The following is a 25,132-nucleotide window of genomic DNA, read 5'->3' on the forward strand; positions in this document are numbered from 1 at the left end:
CTTCGCGTTTCATCGGCGCGGGCGAGCGAAATCGATGACGAAACGGGTCCAGCCGTCGGCAGACTCGCAGCGGATCTCGCCGCCGTGGGCCTGGACGATGGAGCGGCAGATCGCCAGGCCGAGCCCGGCGTGTTCACCCTGGCCTTCGCGGCGCGCCGGATCGGCACGATAGAACCGGTCGAACAGGCGCGGCAAGCGCTCGGGAGGAATCGCCGGACCCTGGTTCTCCACGCTCAGGCGTCGGTCGCCGAGACGGATACGTATCTCGCCGCCATCGGCGGTGAAGCGCAGGGCGTTGTCCAGCAGGTTGGCCAGCACCCGCCGCAGCATGCCGCGGTCGCCGGGCAGGCTCAGGCTGCCTTCGCGCAGCAGGCGGATGTCGCGGTCTTCCGCCAGCGGCTGGTAGAACTCCAGCAGCGAGTCGACTTCCGCGCCCAGGTCCAGGGCCTGGCGGCTGGGCGCCAGCAGGCCGTGGTCGGCCTTGGCCAGCAACAGCATGTCGTTGACCATCGCGGTGAGCCGTTCCAGCTCCTCGAGGTTGCCGTGCAGGGCCTCGCGATAGTCCTCCAGCGAGCGTGGGCGGGACAATACCACCTGGGTCTGGGTCAGCAGACTGGTGAGCGGGGTGCGCAACTCGTGGGCGATGTCGGCGGAGAACGCCGAGAGGCGCTGGAAGGCTTCTTCCAGGCGCGCCAGCATGGCGTTCAGCTCGCCGGCCAGTCCGCGCAGCTCCTCTGGCATCCGGCTGGCGTCGAGGCGGGTGGTGAGGGAGTTGGCGGAAACCCGCGCGGCGACTTCGCGCATCCGTCGCAGCGGCGCCAGGCTGGCGCCGGTGGCCCAGGCGCCGAGCAGCGCCGTGGCCAGCGCCGACAGGCTCATGGTCAGCCAGATCAACTGGCGCATGCGTTGCAGGAAGTGCTGGTGATGACTGATGTCGAGGATCACTGTGAGTCGCGGCGAAGCGTCGTTGCCGGGCTCCAGCGGGGCGCCGAGTTCGCGGTTGGCGGGCAGGCCGGGATGCGCAGGCTGCGGCAGGCGCTCGAACCAGAGGCTGCCATCCGGGCCGTTCAGGCGCAGGCCGAGGTCGGGATGGCGTGCCAGTTCGCGCAGCAGTTCCGCTTCGCGGCGGCGCATCTGTTGTTCCGAGCCGAGGCCGCGCAGCTCATCGCGAAACACCGCGAGCTTGGCGGACATCGCCATATGGTCGAGCTCGACGAAATGCTCGTCGATGGCCCTGCTGAAGATCAATCCGGCGATCAGCGAGACCGCCGCCGTGCAGGCGGCGAACAGCAGGCTCAGGCGGACGCCGAGGGACATCCGCGAGCCGAACCCGGCGCTCATTCGTCGCGCTCTTCGAGAACGTAGCCCATGCCGCGCACGGTATGGATCAGGCGCTGCGGGTAGTCGTCGTCGACCTTGGCGCGCAGGCGGCGGATGGCCACCTCGATGACGTTGGTATCGCTGTCGAAGTTCATGTCCCAGACCTGCGAGGCGATCAGCGACTTGGGCAGCACCTCGCCGCTGCGCCGCAGCAGCAGTTCGAGCAGGGCGAACTCCTTGGCGGTGAGGTCGATCCGCTTGCCCTGGCGTTGCACCCGGCGGCGCAGCAAATCGAGTTCGAGGTCGGCCAGTTGCAGGGTGGTCTCCTGCAACTGCTGGCTGCCCCGGCGCAGCAGGGTGCGCACCCGGGCGAGCAGTTCGACGAAGGCGAACGGCTTCACCAGGTAATCGTCGGCGCCTTGTTCGAGGCCGCGCACGCGGTCCTCTACGGCATCGCGGGCGGTCAGGAACAGCACCGGTACGGTCATCCCGGCGTCGCGCACGCTGCGCAGGATCTGCCAGCCGTCACGGCCGGGCAGCATGACGTCGAGGATCAGCAGGTCGTAGTCGCCGCCCAGGGCCAGTTGCTCGCCCTCGTTGCCATCGTCGCTCAGGTCGACGGCGAAGCCTGCCTCGGCGAGCCCCTGGCGCAGGTACTGGCCGATGCGCGGTTCGTCTTCGACGATCAGCAGTTTCATGTTAATCCCTCGTTACATTTGCCGGCCATGCCGACCTGTTTCTGACAGCATCGTAATCAGTGGGTAACGGGGGCGACAGTGGCCCCCGCGCAGACTACAGGGGAACTCATTCGAGGAGACTTCCCATGCGTACCTTCACTGCCTCCACCCTCGCTTTCCTGCTGGTCCTCGCCCCGACCGTTCCGGCCATGGCCGACAGCGGCGGCGACATCGTCTTCGAGCGCATGCAGGCCCAGGCCGCCAAGGCTCGTGCCGCGCACCAGGAGAAACTGGCGAAGCAGGCCGAAGCGACGAAGAAGGACAAGGAAAACTGCTGATCGCCAGTTCTTCCACCCCCGGCTCCACACGGGATGACGGAGGGCTCCGATCCCGTCTTCACCCGCCACCGGTTCCCTGGTTTCCGGTCGGCGGGTTTTTTATGCCCGTCGGTGGCGCTGGGCGATCTTAGCCTTCGCGGTCCGCAACGGCGGCAAGCTGACAAAGATGTAATGCTCCCGACAGCCAGCCGGCAGGCGCAGCGACACAGGATAGGCGACATCAACCCGATGGAGATTCCCCGTATGTTTCCGCGCCGCCTGCTTCCCGCTTCCCTGATCGTCCTCGGCGTGCTTTTCGGTGCCAACGCCCAGGCTTCGCCGGCCCACGGCCAGACCTTCGGCAAGCCGGCCCAGGCCGCGCAGGCCAGCCGCAGCATCGAGGTGGTGCTCGGCGATATGTACTTCAAGCCGCGGGCGATCGAGGTCAAGGCCGGCGAGACGGTCCGCTTCGTGCTGAAGAACGAAGGCAAGCTGTTGCACGAGTTCAACCTGGGAGACGCGGCGATGCATGCCGAGCACCAGAAGGAGATGCTGGAGATGCAGCAGTCCGGGATGCTCACCCCGACCGGCATGGCGTCGATGGACCATAGTCAGATGGGCCACGGCATGGCCGACATGGACCATGGCCGGATGATGAAGCACGACGACCCCAACAGCGTGCTGGTCGAGCCGGGCAAGAGCGCCGAGCTGACCTGGACCTTCACCAAAGCCACCCGGCTGGAGTTCGCCTGCAACATCCCCGGCCACTACCAGGCCGGGATGGTCGGTCAACTGACCGTGCAGCCCTGAGCCGGCGGACGGCCGGCGTGAAGATGCCGGCCGATCCGTATACACTTGCCGCCGCCCGCCAGTGCGGCGCGGCGCGCGGGGAAGGGCCCTGCGCGATTCATCCAGCAGGTTTCCCTCATGCAGCATCCCGCCGAACATTCGCCGCTGGGCAAGACCAGCGAATACGTCTCCAGCTACACGCCGTCGCTGCTGTTTCCCATTTCACGCACGGCGAAATGGGCCGAGCTTGGCCTGAGCGCCGAGACCCTGCCTTATCGCGGCGTGGATATCTGGAACTGCTACGAGCTGTCCTGGCTGACCCCGGCCGGCAAGCCGGTGGTGGCGATCGGCGAGTTCTCGATCCCGGCGGACTCGCCGAACATCATCGAGTCGAAGTCGTTCAAGCTTTACCTCAATTCCCTCAACCAGTCCGCCTTCGATAGTCGCGAGGCGCTTCGCGCGGTATTGGAGAAAGACCTCTCGGCCGCTGTCGGGGCGCCCGTGGGCGTGCGCCTGCGCAGCCTCGACGAAGTTGCCGAGGAGGGCATCGGGCGTCTGCCGGGGCGCTGCATCGACGAGCTGGACATCGCCGTCGACGGCTACGAGCAGCCGCGCCCGGAACTGCTGCGCTGCGACGCCGGGCGGATCGTCGAGGAGCAGCTCTACAGCCACCTGCTCAAGTCCAACTGCCCGGTCACCGGCCAGCCCGACTGGGGCACCCTGGTGGTCGACTACCGGGGCCCGGCGCTGGACCCGGCCAGCCTGCTGGCCTACCTGGTTTCCTTCCGCCAGCACCAGGACTTCCACGAACAGTGCGTCGAACGCATCTTCCTCGACCTGCAGCGCCTGTTGCAGCCGCAGGCGCTCAGCGTCTACGCGCGCTACGTACGCCGTGGCGGCCTGGATATCAATCCCTACCGCAGCCTGGCGGAGGTCGCACCGGACAACCGACGCCTGGTGCGCCAGTAACGCCTCGCAACACGCGGATACGAAAAAGCCCCGGCCATGCCGGGGCTTTTCATTTCGGCAAGTCGTTCAGATACCCATGTTGGCCAGGCTCTGCACGATGGAGCGGAGCGTGCCGGCGAGGGTCGGGTGGCTGACCTCGAAGCGCTCGACGGCGAGGTTGACCCCATCGACCAGGCTGCCTTCGTTGAGGGCGTCCTCGTTGGCCAGTTTCAGTTCGATGTCCCTGATCAGGAGTTCCAGTTCGGCGCGCTGCTCTTCGTTCAGCGGCGGTTGTTGCTCCAGTTGCTCGCGCAGGGCGGACAGTTCGCGCAGCAGACTCTCTTTCGGCATGGTATTTCCCTCGACGTACAAGTCTTCGGTGGACCTCCGGCGGGCGCCGAAAGGTCCGTCCATGCCGAACAGATTAACCTGTCGGGCGCAGATGTGCGCGATCCGGATCAATCCGCAGCAGGCGTTCCAGCAGCGGGAAGAAGTGCGTCAGTTCGGGGGTGCGCATGGCCGGGTCCTTGGCCAGGTCGTCGAGGCGGCGCAGGGTCAGGCCGTCCTGGGCATAGGGCGCCTTGATGTAGGCCGCGGCGGCACGCTCGTCGAACGGCCCGCCTTGCAGCACCAGGCTGTGCCGGGAGGCCGGCGACAGGCTGGCGTGGTAGCTCGGGTCCACCGCGCAGAGAAAGCGCTTGGCCGATACGTGCAGGCGCACCGGCTGCCAGACCGACTCTGGGAACAGCTCGCGCAGCAGGCGTGCGCCGAATTCCTCGTGGCGCAGGTCCTCCTCGTCGATCTGCGCCGGGTCTTCGTAGAGGTGGCCGATATCGTGCAGCAGGGCGGCGACTACAAGGCTGTCCGAGCAACCGGCGCGCTCGGCCAGGGTCGCACACTGCAGCGCGTGCTCGGCCTGGCTGACTGCCTCGCCATAGGGCTCGGCGCCATGGCTGGCGAAGCGTTCGGCCAGTTCGTCGAGAAAGCGGTGACGGGCGCGGCTCATGGTTTTTCTCCTTTCAGGCGGCGGACGGCGAGGTCGTGCAGGCAGGGTTGCAGCTCGCCCAGGTGATCGATCACGGAATGCACGCCCAGGCGGTACAGTTCCAGGGTGGCGTCGGCGCGCAAGCGGTCGCGCTCGGTATGTCCGAGAGCGTCCCAGTCGGCTGGCGAGAGGCCGCACGACGGCCCGCTGGCGGCCAGGCCGATGGTCCATAGCCCGGCATTGAGTCCGGCCTGGAGTTGACGCGGTTGGGCGCTGACCAGCACGCAGCCGTCGAGGCGCTCGATGCCCAGCCGGGCGAGGGCCTGCCAGCAGCCATCGGGGGCCGGCCAGGGGCGCGCGCCGGCGAGGGGGATCAGGGCGTCCGCTCGGCCGAGCGGCGCGGCAAGGCGCTGGCAGACCGATTCCGGTAGCTCGTCCTGCCAGGCGTAGGGAATCCGTTGTTCGTCCAGGCTCTCCAGCAGGGCCACGGCACCGGCGATGGCTTCGGCCTGTTCCTCGGCGGCTTCGTCGAGGGCCTGCTCCAGGCGCTGGCGCTCGTTCTTGTTCGGCTTGCGCTGCAACAGGAAGCTTTGTGCCTCGGCGAAGGGCAGCAGACTGGCGTCGCGGAGGTGTTCGGCAGGGCTATGCGGATGGCTGCGCAGCAGCGCCAGGGACAGGGTCCGGGCGCCGAAATCCACCAGGCCGCCGGAGAGTCCGAAGAGCAGGGCGGTGAAGCGCGGGAGTTGGTCGGAGCTGGGCATGCGAAAGGCGTCTGGCAAATGGTCTAGGCCAGCCTAGAGGGGTTTTGTGACGCCGCCGTGACGTTTTCGTGGCAGTGGCGATAGGCCGACGGGCTGCCGTTATAATCGGCCGGTCTGAATCAGCGAGGCCGTCATGCCGGTCGATCAATCTCGTCAGTACCTGCGCATCCGCGACCAGCTCGCCGCGGATATCGCCCAGGGCGTGCTGCAGGTGAAACTTCCCTCCGAGCGGGAGTTGGCCGAGCGCTTCCTGTGTACCCGCATCACCCTTCGCGAAGCCCTGCAGCAACTGGAAACCGAAGGCCTGGTCTATCGCGAGAACCGCCGCGGCTGGTTCGTCGCGCCGCCGCGGATCCGCTACAACCCGACCCGTACCACCGGCTTCATGGAATACGTCAGCGCCCAGGGACGCCAGCCGCGTACCGAGACGCTGCACGCCGAGCGGCGTGCAGCCGGCGCCTGGCTGGCCAAGCGGATGGGGCTGGAGGACAGCGCGCCGGTGTATTTCCTGCAACGGCGCCGCTGGGTGGACGAGCGTCCGGTGCTGATCGAACTGATCGCCCTGGATGCCGGGTGGTGCCCAGGCCTGCTGGACCACGACCTCGATACTTCGCTGATGAGCCTGCTGCGCGAGCGTTTCGGCCTGCAGCCGACGCGCTGCCAACTGGCGATGCACCCGACCGCGCTGAACGCGGCCCAGGCCGAGCCGCTGCAACTGGCGCCGGGTTCGCCGGCGCTGTACCTGGAGCGACTGAGTTACGCGGAGGGGCAGAGGGTGGTCGAGTTCGACCAGGAGTTCTGGCGCCCGGACGCTCTGGAGATCGTGCTCGACGCGGCCTATCCGGGCGCCTGAGTCAGGCGATCGCGGCGCGTATGCTGTCCGGCACGGGCGTCGAACGGTTTTCCGCGTGGCGCACCCAGACCAGCTTGCAGTGGCCTTCGCCATAGGTGCCTTGCGGATCTTCCAGGGTGCGCAGGCGATGTTCCAGTACCAGGCTGCTGGTGCCCAGCTTGCCGGCGTACAGTTCCACCACCACGGTGGCCGGATGCACCACCGGCTTCAGGTAGGTGTGCAGGCTTTGCAGCACGACCGGCCCCTCGGCAGCGCCTTCCAGGTCGATGCCGAGGGTTTCGAACCAGGCCACCCGGGCCTCTTCCAGGTACTGGAAATAGAGGGTGTTGTTGACGTGCCCGTAGCTGTCCATGTCGCCCCAGCGCACCGGGATATGGGCCGTGTGTAGCAATTGTCTGTCAGCCATCTCGTAACTCTTCTAGTCTCAAAATCGATGCGAGCCTATATACTGCGCGCACGCTGAAGCCGCGCTGGCGGCCAAGACTAGTCATGCAAAGGAGATACAGCAATGCGCGCCCGCGGCGTGAACTGGATCGAACGTAGTGCCCGAATCCTGGCTTGCGCCAGCCTCGCATTGGCACCCACGCTGTCCCTGGCGGCCAGTGAAGAAGACCCTTGGGAAAGCATCAACCGTCCCATCTTCACCTTCAACGACACCCTGGACACCTATGCGCTGAAACCGCTGGCCCAGGGTTACCAGAAGGTCACCCCGAACTTCGTTCAGGACGGCGTGCACAACTTCTTCAACAACCTCGGCGACGTGAAGAACCTGGCCAACAACCTGTTGCAGGCCAAGTTCCACAATGCCGGCGTGGACACCAGCCGCCTGCTGTTCAACAGCACCTTCGGCCTGGCCGGCTTGATCGACGTGGCGACCCCGATGGGCCTGCAGCGCAACGATGAGGACTTCGGCCAGACCCTGGGTTATTGGGGCGTCGGCAGCGGCCCGTACGTGATGCTGCCGTTCCTCGGCCCGAGCACGCTGCGCGATGCCCCGGCGAAGATCCCGGACATCTATGTCAGTCCCTACCACTACATGGACGACGTACGCGCGCGCAACGTGATGTTCGGCATCAATACCGTCGACACCCGTGCCAACCTGCTGAAGTCGGAAAAACTGATCAGCGGCGACAAGTACATCTTCATCCGCAACGCCTACCTGCAGAACCGCGAGTTCAAGGTCAAGGACGGCGAGGTGGAGGACGACTTCTAAGTCGACCCGCTTCGTGCGACACCTGGAAAGGCGGCCCTTGGGTCGCCTTTCGTCGTTTCAGTGGATCGCGACGATGCTCAGCCCCAGGCTATGCCGACCCGGGCCGAGGCGTTCGCAGCGCACCACGCGGGCTTCCAGTTCCAGGCCGGTGAGCGTCTCGTGGGTGGACGGGATGCTCACCCGCAGGTGGTCGCCCGGAGCCAGTTCGCTTTGCGCTTCCAGCAGCAGCCCGCTGGCGGACAGGTCCCGGCACAGGGCCACCGACTCGTGGCCTTCGCAGCGGATGGTGACCGGGGTGTCGAGCTTCATGCGGATGAAGTCGCGCTTCTCGCTGTAGTTGTGCTCGATGGGCTGCATGGGCTGATCCTCATGGTCGGGGCGATGGGAGGGCGACTGGCAATCCTGGCGATTATCGTCAAAGTTTATACCGTGCGGACGGGATCGGACGGACAAAGGCGGATTTTCCGGCAAAGGTCAACGGCTTGAACTGCTCAACGGATGGGAGTACCGTCTGCGCCTTGTCGAACCCCGTAGCCGCGCTGTTGTCACTTACAATAAGCGCCTAGGACCCACTGTTTCCGGCGCCGTTTGCCTGGATGACCCATGCATAAAGTCAGTGCCACGCTGCTGATCATCGATGACGACGAGGTGGTGCGCGAAAGCCTCGCCGCCTACTTGGAAGACAGCAACTTCAAGGTGTTGCAGGCCCTCAACGGTCTGCAGGGCCTGCAGATCTTCGAAAGCGAACAGCCGGACCTGGTCATTTGCGATTTGCGCATGCCGCAGATCGACGGCCTCGAACTGATCCGCCGCATCCGCCAGACCGCTTCGGAAACGCCGATCATCGTACTTTCCGGAGCCGGCGTGATGAGCGATGCGGTGGAAGCCTTGCGCCTGGGCGCCGCCGACTACCTGATCAAGCCCCTGGAAGACCTCGCGGTGCTCGAGCATTCGGTGCGCCGGGCCCTGGATCGCGCCTACCTGCGGGTCGAGAACCAGCGCTACCGCGACAAGCTGGAAGCCGCCAACCGCGAATTGCAGGCCAGCCTGAACCTGCTTCAGGAAGACCAGAACGCCGGCCGCCAGGTGCAGATGAACATGCTTCCGGTGACGCCGTGGAGCATCGAGGGGCTGGAGTTTTCCCACCGGATCATTCCGTCGCTGTATCTCTCCGGCGACTTCGTCGACTACTTCCGGGTCGACGAGCGACGCGTGGCGTTCTACCTGGCCGACGTTTCCGGCCATGGCGCTTCCTCGGCCTTCGTCACGGTGCTGCTGAAGTTCATGACCACGCGCCTGCTCTATGAGTCGAGGCGCAACGGCACGCTCCCGGAGTTCAAGCCGTCCGAGGTGCTGGCGCACATCAACCGCGGCCTGATCAACACCAAGTTGGGCAAGCACGTGACCATGCTCGGCGGGGTCATCGACCTGGAGAAGAACAGCCTGACCTACAGCATCGGCGGCCACCTGCCGCTTCCTGTGTTGTTCGTCGAAGGGCAGGCGAGCTACCTGGAGGGCCGTGGCCTGCCGGTGGGCCTGTTCGACGATGCGACCTATGACGACCGGGTCATGGAGTTGCCGCCTTCCTTCAGCCTGTCGCTGTTTTCCGATGGCATCCTCGATGTGCTGCCAGGAGCTACGCTGAAGGAGAAAGAGGCTTCGCTACCGGAACAGGTGGCAGCCGCCGGAGGCACCCTCGACGGGCTGCGCCAGGTCTTCGGGCTGGCCAACCTGGCGGAGATGCCGGATGATATCGCCTTGCTGGTGTTGAGCAGGAACCTTGCATGAGTACCGGTAAAATCCAGTTTGCCGAACAGAACGGCTCCTTCGTTCTGAAATTCGTCGGTGAGGTCCGCCTCACCCTGTGCTCGGCCCTGGATTCCACCATCGAAAAGATCTTCGCTGCGCTGAATTTTTCGGCGATCATCATCGATCTTACGGAAACCCAGAGCATCGATAGCACCACGCTCGGCCTGCTGGCCAAGCTGTCCATCCTGTCGCGGCAGAAAATCGGTCTGTTGCCCACGCTGGTGACCACCAATCCGGACATTACCCGTCTGTTGCAGTCGATGGGCTTCGATCAGGTGTTCAATATCGTCGATCGTCCGATTCCGTGCCCGGAATGCCTGTCCGACCTGCCGCCGCAGGACCAGTCGGAAGATGTGGTGCGCGACAAGGTTCTGGAGGCGCACCGCATCCTGATGGGCCTCAACGAATCCAACCGCGAAGCCTTCCACGACCTGGTCAGCGCCCTGGAGCGCCATTAACCGGTCGATCCCTTCCCGAATTCCTGCTGAATCCTCCGCTGCGCCGGAACGGGACGCCCTGCATGCGCGTCCCGCCGGCAGCGGCGATCAGTGGCGGGTCGCCAACTGGTATTCGAGCTTTTCCTGGTCGCGTGCGAACAGGCGGATGCCTTCGGCGAGCTTTTCGGTGGCCATGGCGTCCTCGTTCATCTGCCAACGGAAAGCGCTCTCGTCGAGCACCTGGCGCGGCTCGCCTTCGCCCGGCAGCAGCAGGCGCGGCAGCTCGCCCTGAGCGTCAGCCAGTTGTTGCAGCAGGTCGGGACTGATGGTCAGGCGGTCGCAGCCGGCCAGTTGCTCGATCTGGCCGAGATTGCGGAAGCTGGCGCCCATCACCACCGTCTTGTAGCCGTTGGCCTTGTAGTAGCGATAGATGCGCGAGACCGACTGCACGCCGGGATCCTCGGCGCCGACGTAGTCGCGGTTCTCGCTCTTCTTGTACCAGTCGTAGATGCGCCCGACGAACGGCGAGATGAGGAACACCCCGGCGTCGGCGCAGGCCACCGCCTGGGCGAAGGAGAACAGCAGGGTCAGGTTGGTCTGGATGCCCTCGCGTTCCAGAGTCTCGGCGGCGCGGATTCCTTCCCAGGTGGAGGCGATCTTGATCAGCACCCGCTCGCGGTCGATGCCCTGTTCGTCGTACAGCTCGATCAGGCGGTGGGCGCGGGCGAGGGTGGCCTCGCTGTCGAACGACAGGCGCGCGTCGACTTCGGTGGAAATACGTCCGGGAATGACTCCGAGGATGTCCTTGCCGACTGCCACGGCGAAGCGGTCGCAAGCCAGTCCGGCGTCGCCGCCGCTACCCGCGGTAGCCTGTCGAAGGTGCTCGGCGTAGCGCGGCAGGGCGGCGGCCTTGAGCAGCAGCGACGGGTTGGTGGTGGCGTCCACCGGCTTCAGGCGGGCAATGGCATCGAAGTCGCCGGTGTCGGCGACCACCGTGGTGTATTGCTTGAGTTGTTCCAGCTTCGAAGTCATGGCGAGGTCTTGTCAGGTGGGTTCTTGGGAAGAAGAATCCCCCGACCTTACCCGAGCCGCAGGCGCGGCTCAATGGGAGCTATCGCCCCGCCAGAAGTTCCAGCGCCTGGTCGAAAACCCGCAGCGGATCGGCGGCCTTGTGCACGTCCACCGAGAGCAACTGGCGGAATCGCCGGGAGCCGGGGAAGCCCTGGGCCAGGCCGAGGATATGGCGGGTCACGTGATGCATCGCGCCGCCTTCGGCCTGGTGTCGCTCGATGTACGGACGCAGACGGAGCAAGGCCTCGCTGCGACTGAGCGGCGGCGCTTCGCTGCCGAACAACTGGCTGTCCACCGCGGCCAGCAGGTAGGGGTTGTGGTAGGCCTCGCGACCGAGCATCACGCCGTCGAAGGTCTGCAGGTGCTCGCGGCAGGCCTCTAGGGTCTTGATGCCGCCGTTGAGGACGATCTCCAGGTCCGGGAAGTCCTTCTTCAATTGCGCCGCGACCTCGTAGCGCAGCGGCGGCACCTCGCGGTTCTCCTTGGGCGAGAGCCCTTCGAGGATGGCGATCCGTGCATGCACGGTGAAGCTCCGGCAGCCGGCCTCGCGCACCTGGCCGACGAAATCGCAGAGCTCGGCATAGCTGTCGCGCCCGTTGATACCGATGCGGTGCTTCACCGTCACCGCTATCTCCACCGCATCCAGCATCGCCTTCACGCAGTCCGCCACCAGCGCCGGATGCCCCATCAGGCAGGCGCCGATCATGTTGTGCTGGACCCGGTCGCTGGGGCAACCGACGTTGAGGTTGACCTCGTCGTAGCCGGCCTCTTCCGCCAGCCGCGCGCAGGCCGCCAATTCCGCCGGCACACTGCCGCCCAGTTGCAGCGCCAGTGGGTGCTCGCATTCGTCGTAGCGGAGGAAGCGCTGGCGATCGCCGTGCAGCAACGCGCCGGTGGTGACCATCTCGGTGTAGAGCAAGGTGTGACGGGACAACTGGCGCAGGAAGAAGCGGCAGTGGCGATCGGTCCAGTCCATCATCGGCGCAACGGAGAAGCGGCGTGAGAGGGCGGCGGGGGCGTTGGTCGGTTCTGGGCGCATCGGGACTTCGGTAGGGGGAGCGGAGCAGGGCGAGGGATTTTATCAGGGATGGGGCCTTTGCCATATCGTCGGTAATGAGCAGTTCCACCCGCCCAGCGTCGGTGTCCGATAACCCGAGGCTTTCCAGCACGGCTCGTAGGCTGTCATCAGTACATCGATTCGGATGATGTCTCCATCAGCCTCTCGACCTGGGCCGCCACCGTTTTTCAGTCACTGACCAGAATCTCCGCCCCTGGTACATCTTTCGTGGGGATGGACTCGATCGCCATTTTCTGGGGCGCTGCCAGGCAAAATGGTTGCCAGACCCGAGGAGGTAGTCGTTACCCTCCACTGGGCCTCTCTACATGCGCTCGACGATAGTATCGAGCTCCCGGATCTTGAAAGCCTTTTGGCAGGGAGGCGGGTTCCAGCCCAAAGGAGCGCTCCCGGTGAGTGGCCTTGACGCTACTGATGGTCAGCTTCGATAGCCCCGAGGAGTCGCCGAGCACATCGCCGATGCTTTTATCGGAGGTGGGATCGAGCGAGGGAAGTTGCCAAGGGTCTGGGCGGCGGTACGCGGGAACGACCGTTGCTTCTGTATGGCTGGCGCACTCTACATGCGTAGAGTTTTCGCCACTTCATCGATTTCGGTGATCGTGGCGTGGTCGGAAATGACTCTGGCCATGAGGTAGTCATGCAACTCTGCATCGCCATCGACACAGCCGTCTCTGAGCACAACCAACTGGTAGTCCAGATCGAACGCCTGGCGAACCGTCGTCAGCACTACGCCTGAGGTAGTGGCTCCAGCGATGAGCAATGTTTCAATATCATGCGCCCAGAGAAGCTCGTCCAGTTCCGTACCCGTGAAGGCGCCGACGCGACTCTTCGTAATGACCGGTTCGCTTTCGATCGGCTGCAAGGCGGCGGTGATCGCCAACCCGGGGCTTCCCGGTTCGATCAAGCCACTTTCACGTAGCTCGCGGAATAGCCTGTTGCGCCTGTCCATTGGCGGACCATCGGGCGGGCAGCCCACCGTTACATGAACTACAAGCATATCGGTTTGCCGTACCCTGGAAAGAAATCTGGAGGTGCGGGCCACTACCTCGGCTGCGCGAGGTGCGGGCACGAAGTTGTTCAGCACGAATTCCTGGAAATCCATCAGCAGCAGGGCGGAATTAAAGGGAGATTCAAGCACGAGCTCAGTCATGACGACCTCTGGGTGGTGGAAAACCGTCTAGCGGGTGGAGTGCCCAAGGGCTCGCCAGTTGAATAGCGCCCCTGCCAGCATCAACAGGCTGGTTACCAGGAAAACGCTGCGCATCCCGAACTGGCCACCGACGAACCCTCCGATTACCGGCCCGATTACCTGGCCGGCGAATTGCGCGGATAGCGACCAGCCCATTGCCGAGCCGACGAATCGCTCCGGGACGCTATGGCGGATTACAGCGGCCATGCACGGAAGCAGGCCGCCAAGCGCCATGCCCATCAGGAAGCGCAGGGCGATGAGTTGCCACCCCGCATATACGAAAGCCTGGGGAATCAGCAGGACGGCCGCGACGCTCAGCGCGGCTATCATGATGACGCCGTAGCCAATCCGGTCGGCCACCTTACCCAGATAGGTCGCGGAGATGATGCTTCCGAGCGCTGCCGCCGACATGGCCAGACCCGCCACAGACGTCACCCGCCTCGAGTCCTCGAGCAGCGTTTCGATATAGACGGTGATAATCGGTTCGACCGACATGTTGGCAATCATCAGCAGCAGGCCTGTCGCCAGCATGGCGAGGATCACCGCCTTGTTGGGCATATTCGACCAACCGACCTTGGGAGGTTCTTCGACGGCGGGGACGGAGGGGCGTGCAGTCTCGCGCAACATGAAGGTCGTGAAGACAAACGCAATGAAGATCAATCCACTGGCGCCCCAGAATGTGGCTCGTATGCCGATCAGAGGAGGCAGGAAGCCGCCAACCAGCGGCCCTAACAGATTGCCGGCCATCACGCCCGAGGAAAGAAGACCCAATGCCCATGCCGAACGGGATTTCGGAGCTTGCACCGCGACCAGGATCGTTGCCCCCGACGAGTACCCGCCGGCGATTCCCGCTAACAAGCGCAAGCCGATGAATTGCCAGATATCGGAGGCCAGCCCCATCAGCAACATGGTGATCGCCATTCCCAGGCTAGCTCGGACCAGCATGGGCTTGCGACCGTAGCGGTCGCCAAGCATCCCCCAAAGCGGTGCTACCAACCCGGCGGTGACGAAAGTGGCGGCGTAGGCGATACCTGACCACTGCACGATTGCAGCGTGGCCCGATACCCCGAGTTGACCTATGTAGACCGGGAGGAACGGCAGGATAAGTGTCATGGCGAAGACGGTGGTGAAGGCTCCAAACAAGCACACGGCGAGGTTGCGTTGCCAGCAGTCGATAGCGGGTTCGTTCATGTTGCCTTGCATCAGCAGACTCCGATCAGAGACACTCGATACCACACAGTCAATTTGGTATACCAATTTGGTATACATTGACGTTGGCCAATGGATCTGTCAATCGGAGGCACCTAATGACGGTCATTCAGCAGGCTGAAGAGCGGCTGCGCCGCTTGATTCTGGATATGGAGATCGGCCCTGGAGAGCGCCTGACGGAGCGCTGGCTCGAAGGGCAGACAGGGGCCTCGCGAAGCTCTATCCGCACGGCACTGGTTCGTCTTGAGGCTGAAGGTCTCGTTGCGAGGGAGGGCCGGGGATGGCTGGTGCCGCCCATCGATCTTCAGGAAATAGAACAATTGTTCGTATACCGGGAGATGCTTGAGGTAACGGCAGTTCGCCTCGGTGGAAAAGAGGCGGAAGAAAGCTATCTCCGGGAGGGGGAGGCCATACTGGATGCGGTGCCGATAAATGCCTCGGCAGAAGAGACCGAGTCTGCCGGACGCCAATTCCACCTTTGGATTGCCGGTTTGGCCCGCAATGAATTCATCAGTCGGGGGCTCGGCGAGGCCCTGACGCGCCTCCAGCGTGTCAGATGGTTGGAGAGCCAACCGGAACATCACGGCTGGGCCGAGCATCGCGCCATCATCGCCGCCTTGAGGGCATGCGATATCGAACGCGCCGCGGGGATGGTCGAATCGCACGTCCGGGAGACAAGGGACCGGTTGCTGGAAACTCTCCGAAAAGACCGGCGCAGTCTCAGGGCACGCGGAATCACCATTCTTCCTGAGTGATGCCGGCCGGGCAGGGCGATTCGGTCTCGTTTCCCGAGGAGGGGCATGCCAGGCGGCGCCGATTCCGACGCCTGAAGGTCTGCAGCCGGTTGTGGGCAGTCTGATCGGGAGGAGCCGAACCAACGAGGGCCGGCGGGCCGTGGCAGCTCCTGGCCCTGCCGGTGTGCCCCTGCCGACCTAGTCCATTTGAAATATTGCGATCCTGGCATGGGCCAGTAAGATGGGCCGTTCGACGACCCGCACCAGCCTCTATCAAGGATCGATGCATGAGACTGCCCCGCCCGCGTTTTGCCCTTTCCGCCGCCTTGCTGCTTTGCCTTTCCGGTTGCGTGTCGGAACTCGATTCGGGCGCCTATGGCAGCATGGACGATCCGCGCAACGCGCAGATGCTGGACCTGGTGGACCAGGCGCTGAAGGGGAACATGGCCGTGGTACTGGTGGCCGACGTGATGCCGCACAAGTCCCTGAGCGATGCCCTGACCATGACCCAGTGGACGCCAACGGCGATCTGGGAGTACGAGAAGGACCCGAAGGTGACCTTCGGCCGCAAGTTCCAGACCAACGCGCTGCAGCGGAAGCCCGACGAGACCTATCTGTTCAAGGCCTTCGAGGTGCATATCCTGCCGCCCGGCAAGTACCTGCTGACCGGCGGCGACGACTACCAGATCCATGGCTTGCTCGACCAGGTCGGCGCCCGCAGCGGTCCGCCCGGTTCGGGCCATGGCGCCAACGGCACCGCGTACCTGTCCCCCGAGCTGTATCGCGAGTACTACCGGGAAGAAGTCTGGAAAGATGCCACCTATGGCAGCGAGATCAAGACCGAGAAGGTCTGCACCGCCGTGCATGTGGCCTCGGGCGCCTGCGTGAGCTGGGGCGAGCAGCAATACACGCAGACGACCCAGGGCTCCCAGGCCGGCTATTACCAGCAGACCGACTCCCGCGACGTGCCCTCGATCAAGGTCCAGGCGCGCCTGCCGGTCGACAAGGCGCTGGCCAGCTTCACCGTGCAGGGCGGGCAATTGCTGCTGGCCCCGCGCATGCACCTGAAGACCCCCGGCTACAAGTACCAGCAGTCGAAGTGCCGGGCGATCGATCCGAAGAAGATCGAATGCCCATTGGAAAACCTGACCGTCTACACCTGGCCGGCGCCGATGGACTTCAGCCAGTCCTTGATCGCCCAGCGGGCCCTGAGCGACAAGCACCGGCAACTGCTGTCCAGGCTCCAGCCCCTGCAGATCACACCGCTGCGCAAGCAGGGCATGGAAGACCCGGTCTGGGGCGTGCCGCTGTCATTGAAATAGCGGGTGTTCGCTCAGGGGCGCCGGGTGCCGCCCCTATCCACGATCGGCAGGGAAGCGTTTCCCCACAAAGGAAGGTGACATGAACGTCTATCGCAAGGTTTCCCGCAGTGCCGTGACTTGGCTGTGCTCCGCGCTGCTGGCCGCATCCGGCCATGCCTGGGCCGAAGACTGGTGGGTGGTACACAAGGGCGATGACCCTGCCGAGCTTGACGTGTTCCTGGCCGATGCCGATTCGCTGGCACCGGTGCCGGGTATGGAAAACGCCTGGCAGGTGCAGATCGCCATGCTGTTCGACTCTTTCCATCTGCTCAGCGCGCACCAGTACCGCTGCGATACGCGAGAGGTGAAGGTGGTCAACGCCAAGACCTTCTCCAACAACGGGCAACCCACGAACCTCCAGTTCACCTTCGCCAAGGGCTGGACCCCGCTGCCCAACGAAAGCCATGAGGCTGTCCTCCAGTTCATCTGCGCGCCGCAGCAACGCGAACGCAACGGCATGCGCTCCACCGGCAGGGGCGTGCCATTGCAGGCGGTGATCACCGCCGTCGGCATGGTCGAGATGGAGCGCGCCCAGGCCAATCTCGCCGAGGCCCGGCGCAAGCTCGAAGAGGCCAAGAGCGATCGCGTCATGGGCGAACTCGATCGTCTGCTCGGCAACGAGCCCCGGAAGCCCTGAGCCGCTCTGACTGAAGCAGGGTGAAGCGAGGCGGATCGGGCCGTTTTCCGGGACGATCGGCGTAGGTCCGGAAGGCGCGTCGGGAGGGTATCGATGAAGTGGTATAGCCGCATCAGCCTGGGGCTCAGCCTCGCGGTCGCGAGCGCTTTCCTGCCTGCGCCCTGTTGCTGCATTCCACTGCGTTGGCATTCGTGCTCCAGCAGCGAAAGCTGGGAAGCGCTCGCGAAAGAGCGCTGCAATGGACGATCAACCTGGCGCTGTGGATGGCGCCGCTTTGTTATGTCCTTGCCAGCGTCTAGCCCGATGTACTTCCCCTCAACCCGCAGAGCGACAAGCCATGAGGGCCGTTTCATCATTTTCCTGGGGGCAATGAGTGCGTTGTCCATTTCAATGGGTGGACGTTCAGCCGGCCCCGCCAGTAAACCGTGTAGCGTAGCTTCGTTTTCGCAGGAATGATGCCGAGATTGGGACGGAAGTTGATGTCACGGTGCGATGGGGCTCAGAGGACTTGGGGCGGTGGGGCTTTGTCACGATCCCGGTCATATCATGGGCTGCTGACAAGGGAGCATGGCGATTGCGGCTGCCCTTTTCCCGGTGAAGTGCGAAACGGATTTTTCAGGAGGAAGCATGAGCTACGACACGACCGGTTCCATGGTGGGGGCCACAGTAGGAGACCCTAGCGATGAGCGATGGAATGCGTTGATTGACGAAACCGACCTCGTAAAGGGCGCATCACTTATAGGCAGATCGGCAATGGTTTTAGCCAGCCTGGCCGATCTTCCAGATGTTCCGCAAAGCTACACCCATGAGTACATCGTTCAAGGCCACAGACCCGGTATTACCACTGGTGGTGGCAGGTTCTACTGGGATGGGGCGGTTGCGCGGAATCGCCACAACGGCGGGACTATCATCAGCCCCACTGTTCCTGCGTACACTGCCCAGACGGGGTTGGCTGGCTATCTGGATGGCTCGGGGGAAACTGAGCCGTCCGCCTTTGGCTGCTTTGTCCGCAAAATCGAAGGCCATGGTATTCGCCTCGAATGGTTCGGCTGGCTGCCGGGGGAACTCGCTACCGCGCCAGCGCAAAAGCTTCTGCAACAAACCCGTTCGAACGAAGGCTCTGCGGCCCACATCGGTTACACGGCCATGTTTCCCCCGGCGACCGTTCGCTCCGGTCCATTGGTTATCGGTTCGGACCAGATCATCGCCGGAACCAGCCGGACTGTCATTCTCCAGGAGCCCGGTACGGTGACGATGGATGTCCAGCCGTTCATCAGCATGGCCGGACAGAGCAATGTGTTCATCTTCGGCAATGGAATGCAGATCAATGGACAGAAGAACGAGGCACGCAGCGGCGAAGGTCGATATGGACTTTTCATCTATGGCTCGAAAAAAGTCCTGGTCCAGGACCTGACAATCAACGCGTTCTCCGGTGATGGATTGGCCGTTACCGGCGATGCGGGGCGACCAAGCGAAGACGTACGCATCGACCGAGTCCTTTGCAACTTCAATGGACGCAATGGCTTTTCGGTCATCAATGCCAGGCGCGCGACGCTGCTGAATTGCCGAGCGACTAACACGAATACCAATGGACTTGGTGCATCAGCCAATGGACCCTGGGCGGCCTTCGACATAGAGCCCAATGAAGGAAGCGGTTACTTCATCGAAGATATCAACCTGATCGGTTGTTCGAGCGAGGGCAATGCTGGGAACGGACTCCAGTTCACCATCCCGAATACGGACTCCCCTGTCTCCGTCAGGGTCTCCGGATTCCAGTCCCGACGAGACGGTTCGGCTACTCAATACGGGGCGAAGAATGGCGGAGTGGGTTTCATATATGGAGGGGGCCTCTCTCCGAAAAACACTATGTCGGGTCTGATCCAACTGGTTGGCATAGTTGTCGACGAGCCTTTTGGCAGCGCTATGCGTTTCCGCAACTGGAGCGCCAGAAACGCGCCGGTACTCATCAGGGATGTCACGATAAGAAATGTGAACTTCGGCGTGGCCACGGGAAACATAAATCGATGCGGAGTCTGGCAGGACTCTTCTGACTCCATGGAAGTGATTGAACCAAAGGGCAATTTCGAAGTGGATGGGCTGACCGTCTTCGACGATAACCAACAGCTCATTCGACCCGTGTGGACCATGGGAATAGCGGCGGCTCCTACAATCGCCAAGGTGAGGAATGTCTACGTCAACCGACATGGCTATCCTGCTGTTTTGCCGTTACGTACGAAAGTACAAGGAGGCGTAGGGTGGAGCGAGCTGCCGATGGTGTCCTTGTCCTCGTCCTCAGCAATCGCAGGAACGGATTATGTCGGACAAATGGTCGAGTTGACGGGGAGCGGAGGATTCGTACTGCCGGAGGCCGCTCTTGCCTCGGGCTGTGTCTTCAGGATCAGGAATGGTTCGAGCGGCAGCATCAACGTCACGGCACTGGCTGGAGGAATCACGGGCAGTACCTACGGTAGCTACACCAACACAGGAAGCAGCCTGACCTTGATCAATGGGCAGTATGCCGAGCTATGGAGCAATGGAAGCACCTGGGTCCTGAAATGACGCGTAAACCTTTTATTTGGCTTGCCTCCGACTGTCGTGGCGTATGGTCGGTATGCCAGGACAGCTTTTCGAGCGGCTCAGCGCTTCGGCGCAAAGACCATCTTCACCGGCGCATCGTGCTTCAGGCGCGAGCCGTTCGGTTGGTTCCCGGGCTCGAAGCTAGGGTGCCAGGCCCTGAGTTCCGTATCGGACAGCCACTCCAGTTGCAATTGGTCCGCGGATGCGCGCAGGTCGAATTGCGCCAGCGACCGCACGACTGCATGGCACTTTTCCGATTTCCCGGTTTCGAGGAGGGAGACCTGTATTTCTTCGCCCCAGGTGATCGAACCTTTCTCCGGGCATTTCCGAACCTCGACGTGGTATTGCCCGTTCGGCGACGGCAGGTCGGAAATCAGCTTGTCGGGGCCGCACGCGGCGAGGAGTACGCTCAGTATCAGCAGGGGGCTTTTTTTCATCCATGACCTCTGTGGAAATCTCGGAAAGGAATTCCTCTCTTTTCCTGGCGGAAAATGGGCAGGAAGCGGGCCTGCCCATCCTACGCGCGGACTGCTGGATCTGCCCATGGGCGATCCACAGCTTCGTGCACGAGCGATATCAGATGGCGCTGAGCGATTTCAGGATCAGATAGGTGCAGATGAGCACCCCTGCCATGGACAACAGGCCCAGGGCGACAATGCTGAGTTTCATCGGGTTTCCTCGTTGAACTGCGATGGGCTGCTGTATCAAGGAGGGGAGAGGCAGCAGGCGGGGGGAAAGCCCCGGAGGGATGAGCGGCCTCCGGGGCTTTGGTGACCACCATAGGAGAAAGTCACATTGATAAGGCTAGCCTTGTTTCGCTGTGCGGCAAGCGAAGCGGCATCGCTTTTCCCGCAGGATCGGGAAAATGCCTAGCCATACCGCAGTGATGGCCACGGAGGGTCCATGCGCCTCGTCCATTTCCTGATTGCCCTTCCCGCCGCGCTGCTGGCTGAGCCTCAGATAACCGCGCGGCGCAGGTTCAGCGTTCGTCGCCGATCTCCAGTTCGATGAAGTCGATGACCCCTGCCGCGCGGTTGTCGAGGCGCTCAAGTTCCTGGCCGTCCAGCGTCTGCAACAGCGAGACGCCGTGTTCCAGGCGCTCGCCGGAGGCATGCGAAGCGGCTTCGCGGGTAGGACTGAACAGCCAGGCGTGCGGATGTTGCGCGCGCCAGGCGGCGCGGGGTGAAAGGCTGACCTCGGTGCCTGCCGGGTAGTGCCAGGCGCCCAGTTGCAAGGCCTCGGCGAGGACCGTACCGCCGAGGCCGTACAGGCGGCGGTCGCGGTCGAAGGCCAGGGCGCCGCCGCTCAGCGCGATGCCGCGCACCGACACCCGTTGCCCGGTTTCCGGCATTACCCGCCAGCGCTCGGCGTCGCGGTAGCCGTCGGTGTAGACCATGCCATCGCTGGCGAACAATCGCGCACCGGCGGGGAAGTCGATGTCGTCGGCGCGGTTGCCGGTCGCCAGGCTACAGCCTTCGAAGGCGGCGGGACGCCCGTCGCGCTCGCTGGCGAAGGCGATTTCCTGGCTGGCGTCGCAACGCCAGCCTTCGATCTCGGCGACTCCCTCGCCACGCAGGCGCAGCGAAGTGGGATGGACGCCGGTGGTTTTCCATGGGTCCTGCGGGTTGTCCTGCTCGCTCTGCAGCCAGCGTTGCAGGTGGCGGGTGGCGACGCCGCGGATCGTCACCGGGGTGGGGAATTCGGCTTCTCGGAAGCTTTCCGGCTGGTGCTTGAGTTCCAGCTTCAACCGGGTGCCGGCAGGCATCTCGATGCCTCCGAGGCGGGTAGGGCGCTCGAGCACGGCGCTGTGCGCGGCTTCCTCGCGTGCACGTTCGCGCTCGTACTGCCAGAGACCGATCTCCAGCCAGGCGCGCAGTCCCAACGGGATCAGCAGGAGCAGCATCAGCAGGCCGCGGCTCGGCCAGCGGCGGCGCAAGCGCTGGCGCGCGCGCGGGCTGAAGGCCAGGAGCGATAGCCAGACCAGCAGCCAGATGCCGGCGACGAACGACGACAGGTAGATGAGCGGGACGATCAGGGGAATAGGGGCGACGGGGATCACGCGGGCGTCCTTGCGGGTTGGGTTCCATGACGTCTCCGGCGCGGCGTGCCGGGTACCTGCCAGAGTTTACAGGGCGCGTCCCGATGCCGCAGCGGCAAACTGTCTTCAGGCCTTGTCCGCCGGGGGCCACGCCCTGGAGAGGGAGGCGCTCGGGGATGGAGTCGGCGAAGTGCCGATTCAAGCCCAGGCGCGACGGGCCGATGGGGTGGTTATCGGTTTCTGTAGTCCAGTGGGGAAAAACCAATGAACGAAAGCGTCGCCAGGGTGTTCGATCGGATTCTACGGGGGCTCGGGTTGAAGACCCTGAACGCCCAGTTCCTGCTGTCCTATGCACTGATGTTCGGCCTGGCCGCCTGCGCCTCGGTGGCGTTGTACCTGAGCATGTCGATCTCGCCGGAAACCATCAACGTGGCCGGCGCGCAGCGCATGCTCAGCCAGAAGATGGCCCGCGAGGCGCTGCAATTGCGACTCGGCGCCGGCGACCCAAAGGCCCTGGCCGCGACCATCGCCCAGTACGAACGCTCGGCCGCCGATCTGGATGCGGGCAATGCCGAGCGCAACGTGAGCCGGATGGGCGCGCCGGAGATCGCCGCCCAGCGGCAGAAGGTGGCGCAGATCTGGGGCCGCTACCGGGCCATGCTCGACCAGGTGGCACAGCCTGCCAGTCAGGTCGATCTGCGCGGCTTCTCGCAGTATTCCACCGAGCTGTTGGGCGAGCTGAACAACCTGGTCTCGCTGATGAGCGCGCGCGCCGACAGTGTCCAGCACACCCAGATGTGGATCGCCTTCGGTTGCCTGTTGGCGATCCTGGTGCTGGTGGTGCTTGGCCGGCAGTTCGGCCTGGCGCCGCTGATGCGGCAGTTGCGTGGGTTGGAAGTGGCGCTGACCGAGGTCGGCGCGGCGAACTTCACCCATGCCCTGGCGGCGGGCCATGCGGACAACGAGATCGGCCGCATCGTCGCTGGCTACGAGCGGATGCGCCAGGACGTCAGCGGTTTGCTGGCGAACGTCAAGCGCAGCGCGGCAGAAACCGACAAGGACGTGGCCGAGGCCCTGGAGCAGGCACTCGGCGCCGGCGACCAGGTGGCGCGCCAGCACCAGGACCTGGACCAGGTGGCCACCGCGATGAACGAGATGAGCGCCACCGTGGCCGAGGTCGCCCGCCACGCCAACCATGCAGCGCATTCCACCCGCGACGCCGCGGCCCTGGCCCACGAGGGACGCCGTCTGGTGGAGCACGCCAGCAGCCAGACCGGTGCCTTGGCGGAGGAACTGGAACAGACCGCCCTGGCGCTGAACACCCTGCACCAGCACGCCGGCAGCGTCGGCCAGGTGCTTACGGTGATCAGCAGCATCGCCGAGCAGACCAACCTGCTGGCGCTCAATGCCGCCATCGAGGCGGCGCGGGCCGGGGAGGCCGGGCGCGGCTTCGCCGTGGTGGCGGACGAGGTGCGTTCGCTGGCCAACCGTACCCAGCAGTCGACCCAGGAGATCCAGGGGCTGATCGAGCAGTTGCAGGACGGCGCCAACGATGCGGTAGCCGCCATGCGCGGTAGCGCCAGCCATGCCCAGAGCAACCTCGCCGAGGCCGACAGCGCGGCCCAGGCGCTGGGGCGCATCGTCGCCACGGTGGAAGAGCTGGACGGCCTCAACCAGCAGATCGCGACCGCCGCCGAGGAACAGAGCCAGGTGGCCCAGGACATCGACCGCAACATCACCAACGTCTCCGGACTCTCCGAGCAGGCCCACGAAGGGACCGCCGCCGTGCTCTCGGCCAACCAGAGGGTCAAGGAGCACATGGCTGGCTTGCGCGTGGTGCTTGGTCGCTTCCGCACCTGAGGCTGGCTGCGGGCGTCGGCGCTAGTCGGCGGACAGCTCGCGGATCAGCGCCACCGTCAGGTACAGGCGCGGGGCGATGCTCGACAGTTCGAGGTATTCCGCCTCGCTGTGCAGGCCGGCGCCGACCACGCCGAGGGTTTCCAGCACCGCCGGCTTGTCGCTGCCGGGCACGTAGGCGTAGCCGGCGTCCGTGCCGAAGCGCATGGCGATCGGCTCGATGCGCTTGCCGATTCGGCCGTAGAGCGTCTGCGCGGTTTCCGCCAGGCGCTGCGAGGCGGGGTTCTTCACCAGGGGCGGACGACCCTTGTCGAGACGCAGATTGACTTCGGTATCGGCGATCAGGCGTTCGCCGGTCAGCTTCCGGGCGTCGGCCAGTACCCGCTCGCTCTCGGCCGGGTCCGAGTAGCGCATGTCGGCTTCCGCCGAAGCCTCGGCGGGAATGATGTTGCGCTTCTCGCCGCCCCTGGCGAGGGTCCAGTTCAGCGTGGTGCCTTTCGCCGGATCGCCGAGGTCCTTGAGACGCAGCAACTGGTGCGACAGTTCGAGAATGGCGTTGCGGCCTTGCTCGGGTGCCGAGCCGGCATGGGACGAGCGACCCTTCACCTCGAGCAGCAGGCCGTCGATGCCATTGGTGGCTACCGTCACTGCGTCCCGGTCCGGCGGCTCGTAGGAGAAGACGTAGTCCTGCTGCCGGGCCAGCTCGGCGATCAGTTGCTTCGAGCCGGCGGAGCCGGTTTCCTCGTCGGGATTGAACAGCACGGTGATCCGTCCGTAGTCCCTGAAGCCTTGCTGCCTGAGCAGCGCCAGGGCATGCAGCACCATTGCCACGCCGCCCTTGGCGTCGGCCACGCCGGGTCCGTAGGCGCGCTCCGCGTCCTCGCGGAACGGACGCTTCGCCGCGCTGCCGGCGGCGAACACGGTGTCGTAGTGAATCATCAGCAGGAAGCGCTTGCTGCCGGTGCCATCGAGGGTGGCCACCAGGTTGTCGCCGGCCGAGGGCGTCGCCGGTGCGCTGCGGACTTGCGCGCCGAGCGCCTGCAGGCGTTCGGCGAGCAGCGCGGACAACTGGCCGAGGCCTTCGGCCTGGCCGGTACCGCTGTCCACCGCGACCAGTTGTCGGAGCGTGTCGAGGTAGGCCGGGCGTTCGGCTTCGGCCTGGCGCAGCAGCTCGGCGGCTGGCGTGTCGGCAGCGAAGGCGGGGGGCGAAAGCAGGAAGGCGAGGGCGAACGGCAAGAGGCGGGGCAGGCGGCTGGCGTGCACGGAAGGTCCTCG

The 25,132-nt window shown here is 64.4% G+C and carries 26 protein-coding genes and 1 pseudogene; 13 read left to right on the forward strand and 14 right to left on the reverse strand.

Annotation, left to right across the window (positions count from 1 at the left end):
- Positions 1-9 precede the first annotated feature (9 nt).
- The gene (locus ACYAF3_RS22255) at positions 10-1,341 is read right to left on the reverse strand and encodes a sensor histidine kinase (RefSeq protein WP_003143740.1); all 1,332 of its coding nucleotides are present in this window, start codon (positions 1,339-1,341) and stop codon (positions 10-12) included.
- A complete protein-coding gene (locus ACYAF3_RS22260) occupies positions 1,338-2,018 on the reverse strand; it encodes a heavy metal response regulator transcription factor (RefSeq protein WP_003098784.1) in 681 nt (226 codons plus the stop codon). Before ACYAF3_RS22260 ends, ACYAF3_RS22255 begins: the two co-directional genes overlap by 4 nt.
- Before the next feature lie 125 nt (positions 2,019-2,143).
- Between ACYAF3_RS22260 and ptrA the strand changes: the two genes are divergently transcribed.
- From ptrA to queF, 3 genes are all read left to right on the forward strand, one after another.
- On the forward strand, positions 2,144-2,335 hold the full coding sequence (ptrA, locus tag ACYAF3_RS22265) for a T3SS anti-activator PtrA (protein ID WP_003090881.1): 192 nt from the start codon (positions 2,144-2,146) through the stop codon (positions 2,333-2,335).
- 171 nt (positions 2,336-2,506) lie between these two features.
- On the forward strand, positions 2,507-3,124 hold the full coding sequence (gene copI, locus ACYAF3_RS22270; RefSeq protein WP_074231532.1) for a copper-resistant cuproprotein CopI: 618 nt from the start codon (positions 2,507-2,509) through the stop codon (positions 3,122-3,124).
- Positions 3,125-3,241: 117 nt separating this feature from the next.
- Positions 3,242-4,072 (forward strand): NADPH-dependent 7-cyano-7-deazaguanine reductase QueF, encoded by an 831-nt coding sequence (gene queF / locus ACYAF3_RS22275; RefSeq protein ID WP_017149139.1) that lies wholly within the window; start codon positions 3,242-3,244, stop codon positions 4,070-4,072.
- A 66-nt stretch (positions 4,073-4,138) separates the two neighbouring features.
- On the opposite strand, the gene ACYAF3_RS22280 is transcribed toward queF, so the two are convergent.
- From ACYAF3_RS22280 to ACYAF3_RS22290, 3 genes are all read right to left on the reverse strand, one after another.
- Positions 4,139-4,402, reverse strand: a complete 264-nt coding sequence (locus ACYAF3_RS22280) for a DUF4404 family protein (protein WP_003090878.1) — start codon at positions 4,400-4,402, stop codon at positions 4,139-4,141.
- A gap of 73 nt (positions 4,403-4,475) precedes the next feature.
- On the reverse strand, positions 4,476-5,057 hold the full coding sequence (locus tag ACYAF3_RS22285; RefSeq protein WP_003090877.1) for a phosphonate degradation HD-domain oxygenase: 582 nt from the start codon (positions 5,055-5,057) through the stop codon (positions 4,476-4,478).
- A complete protein-coding gene (locus tag ACYAF3_RS22290; RefSeq protein WP_003116578.1) occupies positions 5,054-5,797 on the reverse strand; it encodes a phosphatase in 744 nt (247 codons plus the stop codon). The genes ACYAF3_RS22285 and ACYAF3_RS22290 overlap by 4 nt, the downstream gene beginning before the upstream one ends.
- A gap of 133 nt (positions 5,798-5,930) precedes the next feature.
- On the opposite strand from ACYAF3_RS22290, the gene ACYAF3_RS22295 reads away from it, so the two are divergent.
- Positions 5,931-6,650, forward strand: a complete 720-nt coding sequence (locus ACYAF3_RS22295; RefSeq protein WP_003104061.1) for a UTRA domain-containing protein — start codon at positions 5,931-5,933, stop codon at positions 6,648-6,650.
- Position 6,651: 1 nt separating this feature from the next.
- Here ACYAF3_RS22295 and ACYAF3_RS22300 read toward each other — a convergent pair whose 3' ends face one another.
- On the reverse strand, positions 6,652-7,056 hold the full coding sequence (locus ACYAF3_RS22300) for an acyl-CoA thioesterase (protein ID WP_003119889.1): 405 nt from the start codon (positions 7,054-7,056) through the stop codon (positions 6,652-6,654).
- A gap of 102 nt (positions 7,057-7,158) precedes the next feature.
- Between ACYAF3_RS22300 and ACYAF3_RS22305 the strand changes: the two genes are divergently transcribed.
- Positions 7,159-7,863 (forward strand): MlaA family lipoprotein, encoded by a 705-nt coding sequence (locus ACYAF3_RS22305; RefSeq protein ID WP_003114777.1) that lies wholly within the window; start codon positions 7,159-7,161, stop codon positions 7,861-7,863.
- Between the two features lie 57 nt (positions 7,864-7,920).
- On the opposite strand, the gene pilZ is transcribed toward ACYAF3_RS22305, so the two are convergent.
- Positions 7,921-8,220: a cyclic di-GMP-binding protein PilZ gene (gene pilZ / locus ACYAF3_RS22310; RefSeq protein ID WP_023085356.1), complete on the reverse strand. Its 300-nt coding sequence runs from the start codon at positions 8,218-8,220 to the stop codon at positions 7,921-7,923.
- A gap of 246 nt (positions 8,221-8,466) precedes the next feature.
- On the opposite strand from pilZ, the gene rssB reads away from it, so the two are divergent.
- Both rssB and rssC read left to right on the forward strand, forming a co-directional pair.
- On the forward strand, positions 8,467-9,651 hold the full coding sequence (gene rssB / locus ACYAF3_RS22315; RefSeq protein ID WP_003119890.1) for a two-component system response regulator RssB: 1,185 nt from the start codon (positions 8,467-8,469) through the stop codon (positions 9,649-9,651).
- On the forward strand, positions 9,648-10,130 hold the full coding sequence (rssC, locus tag ACYAF3_RS22320; protein WP_003104052.1) for an anti-sigma factor antagonist RssC: 483 nt from the start codon (positions 9,648-9,650) through the stop codon (positions 10,128-10,130). Before rssB ends, rssC begins: the two co-directional genes overlap by 4 nt.
- 87 nt (positions 10,131-10,217) lie before the next feature.
- Here the strand turns inward: rssC and tal are convergent, their stop codons facing one another.
- From tal to ACYAF3_RS22340, 4 genes are all read right to left on the reverse strand, one after another.
- Positions 10,218-11,141: a transaldolase gene (tal, locus tag ACYAF3_RS22325; RefSeq protein ID WP_009876707.1), complete on the reverse strand. Its 924-nt coding sequence runs from the start codon at positions 11,139-11,141 to the stop codon at positions 10,218-10,220.
- A gap of 79 nt (positions 11,142-11,220) precedes the next feature.
- Complete coding sequence (gene dusA, locus ACYAF3_RS22330) at positions 11,221-12,219, reverse strand: tRNA dihydrouridine(20/20a) synthase DusA (RefSeq protein ID WP_003104050.1); 999 nt, start codon at positions 12,217-12,219, stop codon at positions 11,221-11,223.
- A gap of 592 nt (positions 12,220-12,811) precedes the next feature.
- Positions 12,812-13,405 carry a cysteine hydrolase family protein gene (locus tag ACYAF3_RS22335; RefSeq protein ID WP_003104048.1) on the reverse strand — a complete coding sequence of 198 codons (594 nt, stop codon included), beginning with the start codon at positions 13,403-13,405 and terminating at the stop codon, positions 12,812-12,814.
- A 27-nt stretch (positions 13,406-13,432) separates the two neighbouring features.
- A complete protein-coding gene (locus tag ACYAF3_RS22340; RefSeq protein WP_003090864.1) occupies positions 13,433-14,647 on the reverse strand; it encodes an MFS transporter in 1,215 nt (404 codons plus the stop codon).
- A 104-nt stretch (positions 14,648-14,751) separates the two neighbouring features.
- Between ACYAF3_RS22340 and ACYAF3_RS22345 the strand changes: the two genes are divergently transcribed.
- The 5 genes and pseudogenes from ACYAF3_RS22345 (at position 14,752) to ACYAF3_RS22365 (ending at position 19,944) form a co-directional block, all read left to right on the forward strand.
- On the forward strand, positions 14,752-15,408 hold the full coding sequence (locus ACYAF3_RS22345) for a GntR family transcriptional regulator (protein WP_003116580.1): 657 nt from the start codon (positions 14,752-14,754) through the stop codon (positions 15,406-15,408).
- Between the two features lie 266 nt (positions 15,409-15,674).
- On the forward strand, positions 15,675-16,709 hold the full coding sequence (locus ACYAF3_RS22350; RefSeq protein WP_003090863.1) for a hypothetical protein: 1,035 nt from the start codon (positions 15,675-15,677) through the stop codon (positions 16,707-16,709).
- A 79-nt stretch (positions 16,710-16,788) separates the two neighbouring features.
- Positions 16,789-17,385, forward strand: a complete 597-nt coding sequence (locus tag ACYAF3_RS22355; protein ID WP_016852705.1) for a hypothetical protein — start codon at positions 16,789-16,791, stop codon at positions 17,383-17,385.
- 93 nt (positions 17,386-17,478) lie between these two features.
- A pseudogene (locus tag ACYAF3_RS22360) lies at positions 17,479-17,684 on the forward strand (hypothetical protein).
- A 328-nt stretch (positions 17,685-18,012) separates the two neighbouring features.
- On the forward strand, positions 18,013-19,944 hold the full coding sequence (locus tag ACYAF3_RS22365; RefSeq protein ID WP_023088218.1) for a right-handed parallel beta-helix repeat-containing protein: 1,932 nt from the start codon (positions 18,013-18,015) through the stop codon (positions 19,942-19,944).
- A 77-nt stretch (positions 19,945-20,021) separates the two neighbouring features.
- Here the strand turns inward: ACYAF3_RS22365 and ACYAF3_RS22370 are convergent, their stop codons facing one another.
- Both ACYAF3_RS22370 and ACYAF3_RS22375 read right to left on the reverse strand, forming a co-directional pair.
- A complete protein-coding gene (locus ACYAF3_RS22370) occupies positions 20,022-20,507 on the reverse strand; it encodes a hypothetical protein (protein WP_003122543.1) in 486 nt (161 codons plus the stop codon).
- Between the two features lie 434 nt (positions 20,508-20,941).
- Positions 20,942-22,021, reverse strand: a complete 1,080-nt coding sequence (locus ACYAF3_RS22375; protein ID WP_003160537.1) for a hypothetical protein — start codon at positions 22,019-22,021, stop codon at positions 20,942-20,944.
- 243 nt (positions 22,022-22,264) lie between these two features.
- On the opposite strand from ACYAF3_RS22375, the gene mcpN reads away from it, so the two are divergent.
- Positions 22,265-23,860: a nitrate chemoreceptor McpN gene (gene mcpN, locus ACYAF3_RS22380; RefSeq protein WP_003452307.1), complete on the forward strand. Its 1,596-nt coding sequence runs from the start codon at positions 22,265-22,267 to the stop codon at positions 23,858-23,860.
- A 21-nt stretch (positions 23,861-23,881) separates the two neighbouring features.
- Here mcpN and ACYAF3_RS22385 read toward each other — a convergent pair whose 3' ends face one another.
- A complete protein-coding gene (locus ACYAF3_RS22385; protein ID WP_049950133.1) occupies positions 23,882-25,120 on the reverse strand; it encodes a M20/M25/M40 family metallo-hydrolase in 1,239 nt (412 codons plus the stop codon).
- Between the last annotated feature and the right edge of the window lie 12 nt (positions 25,121-25,132).

The sequence above is a fragment of the Pseudomonas sp. TZ252 genome, assembly GCF_056110345.1.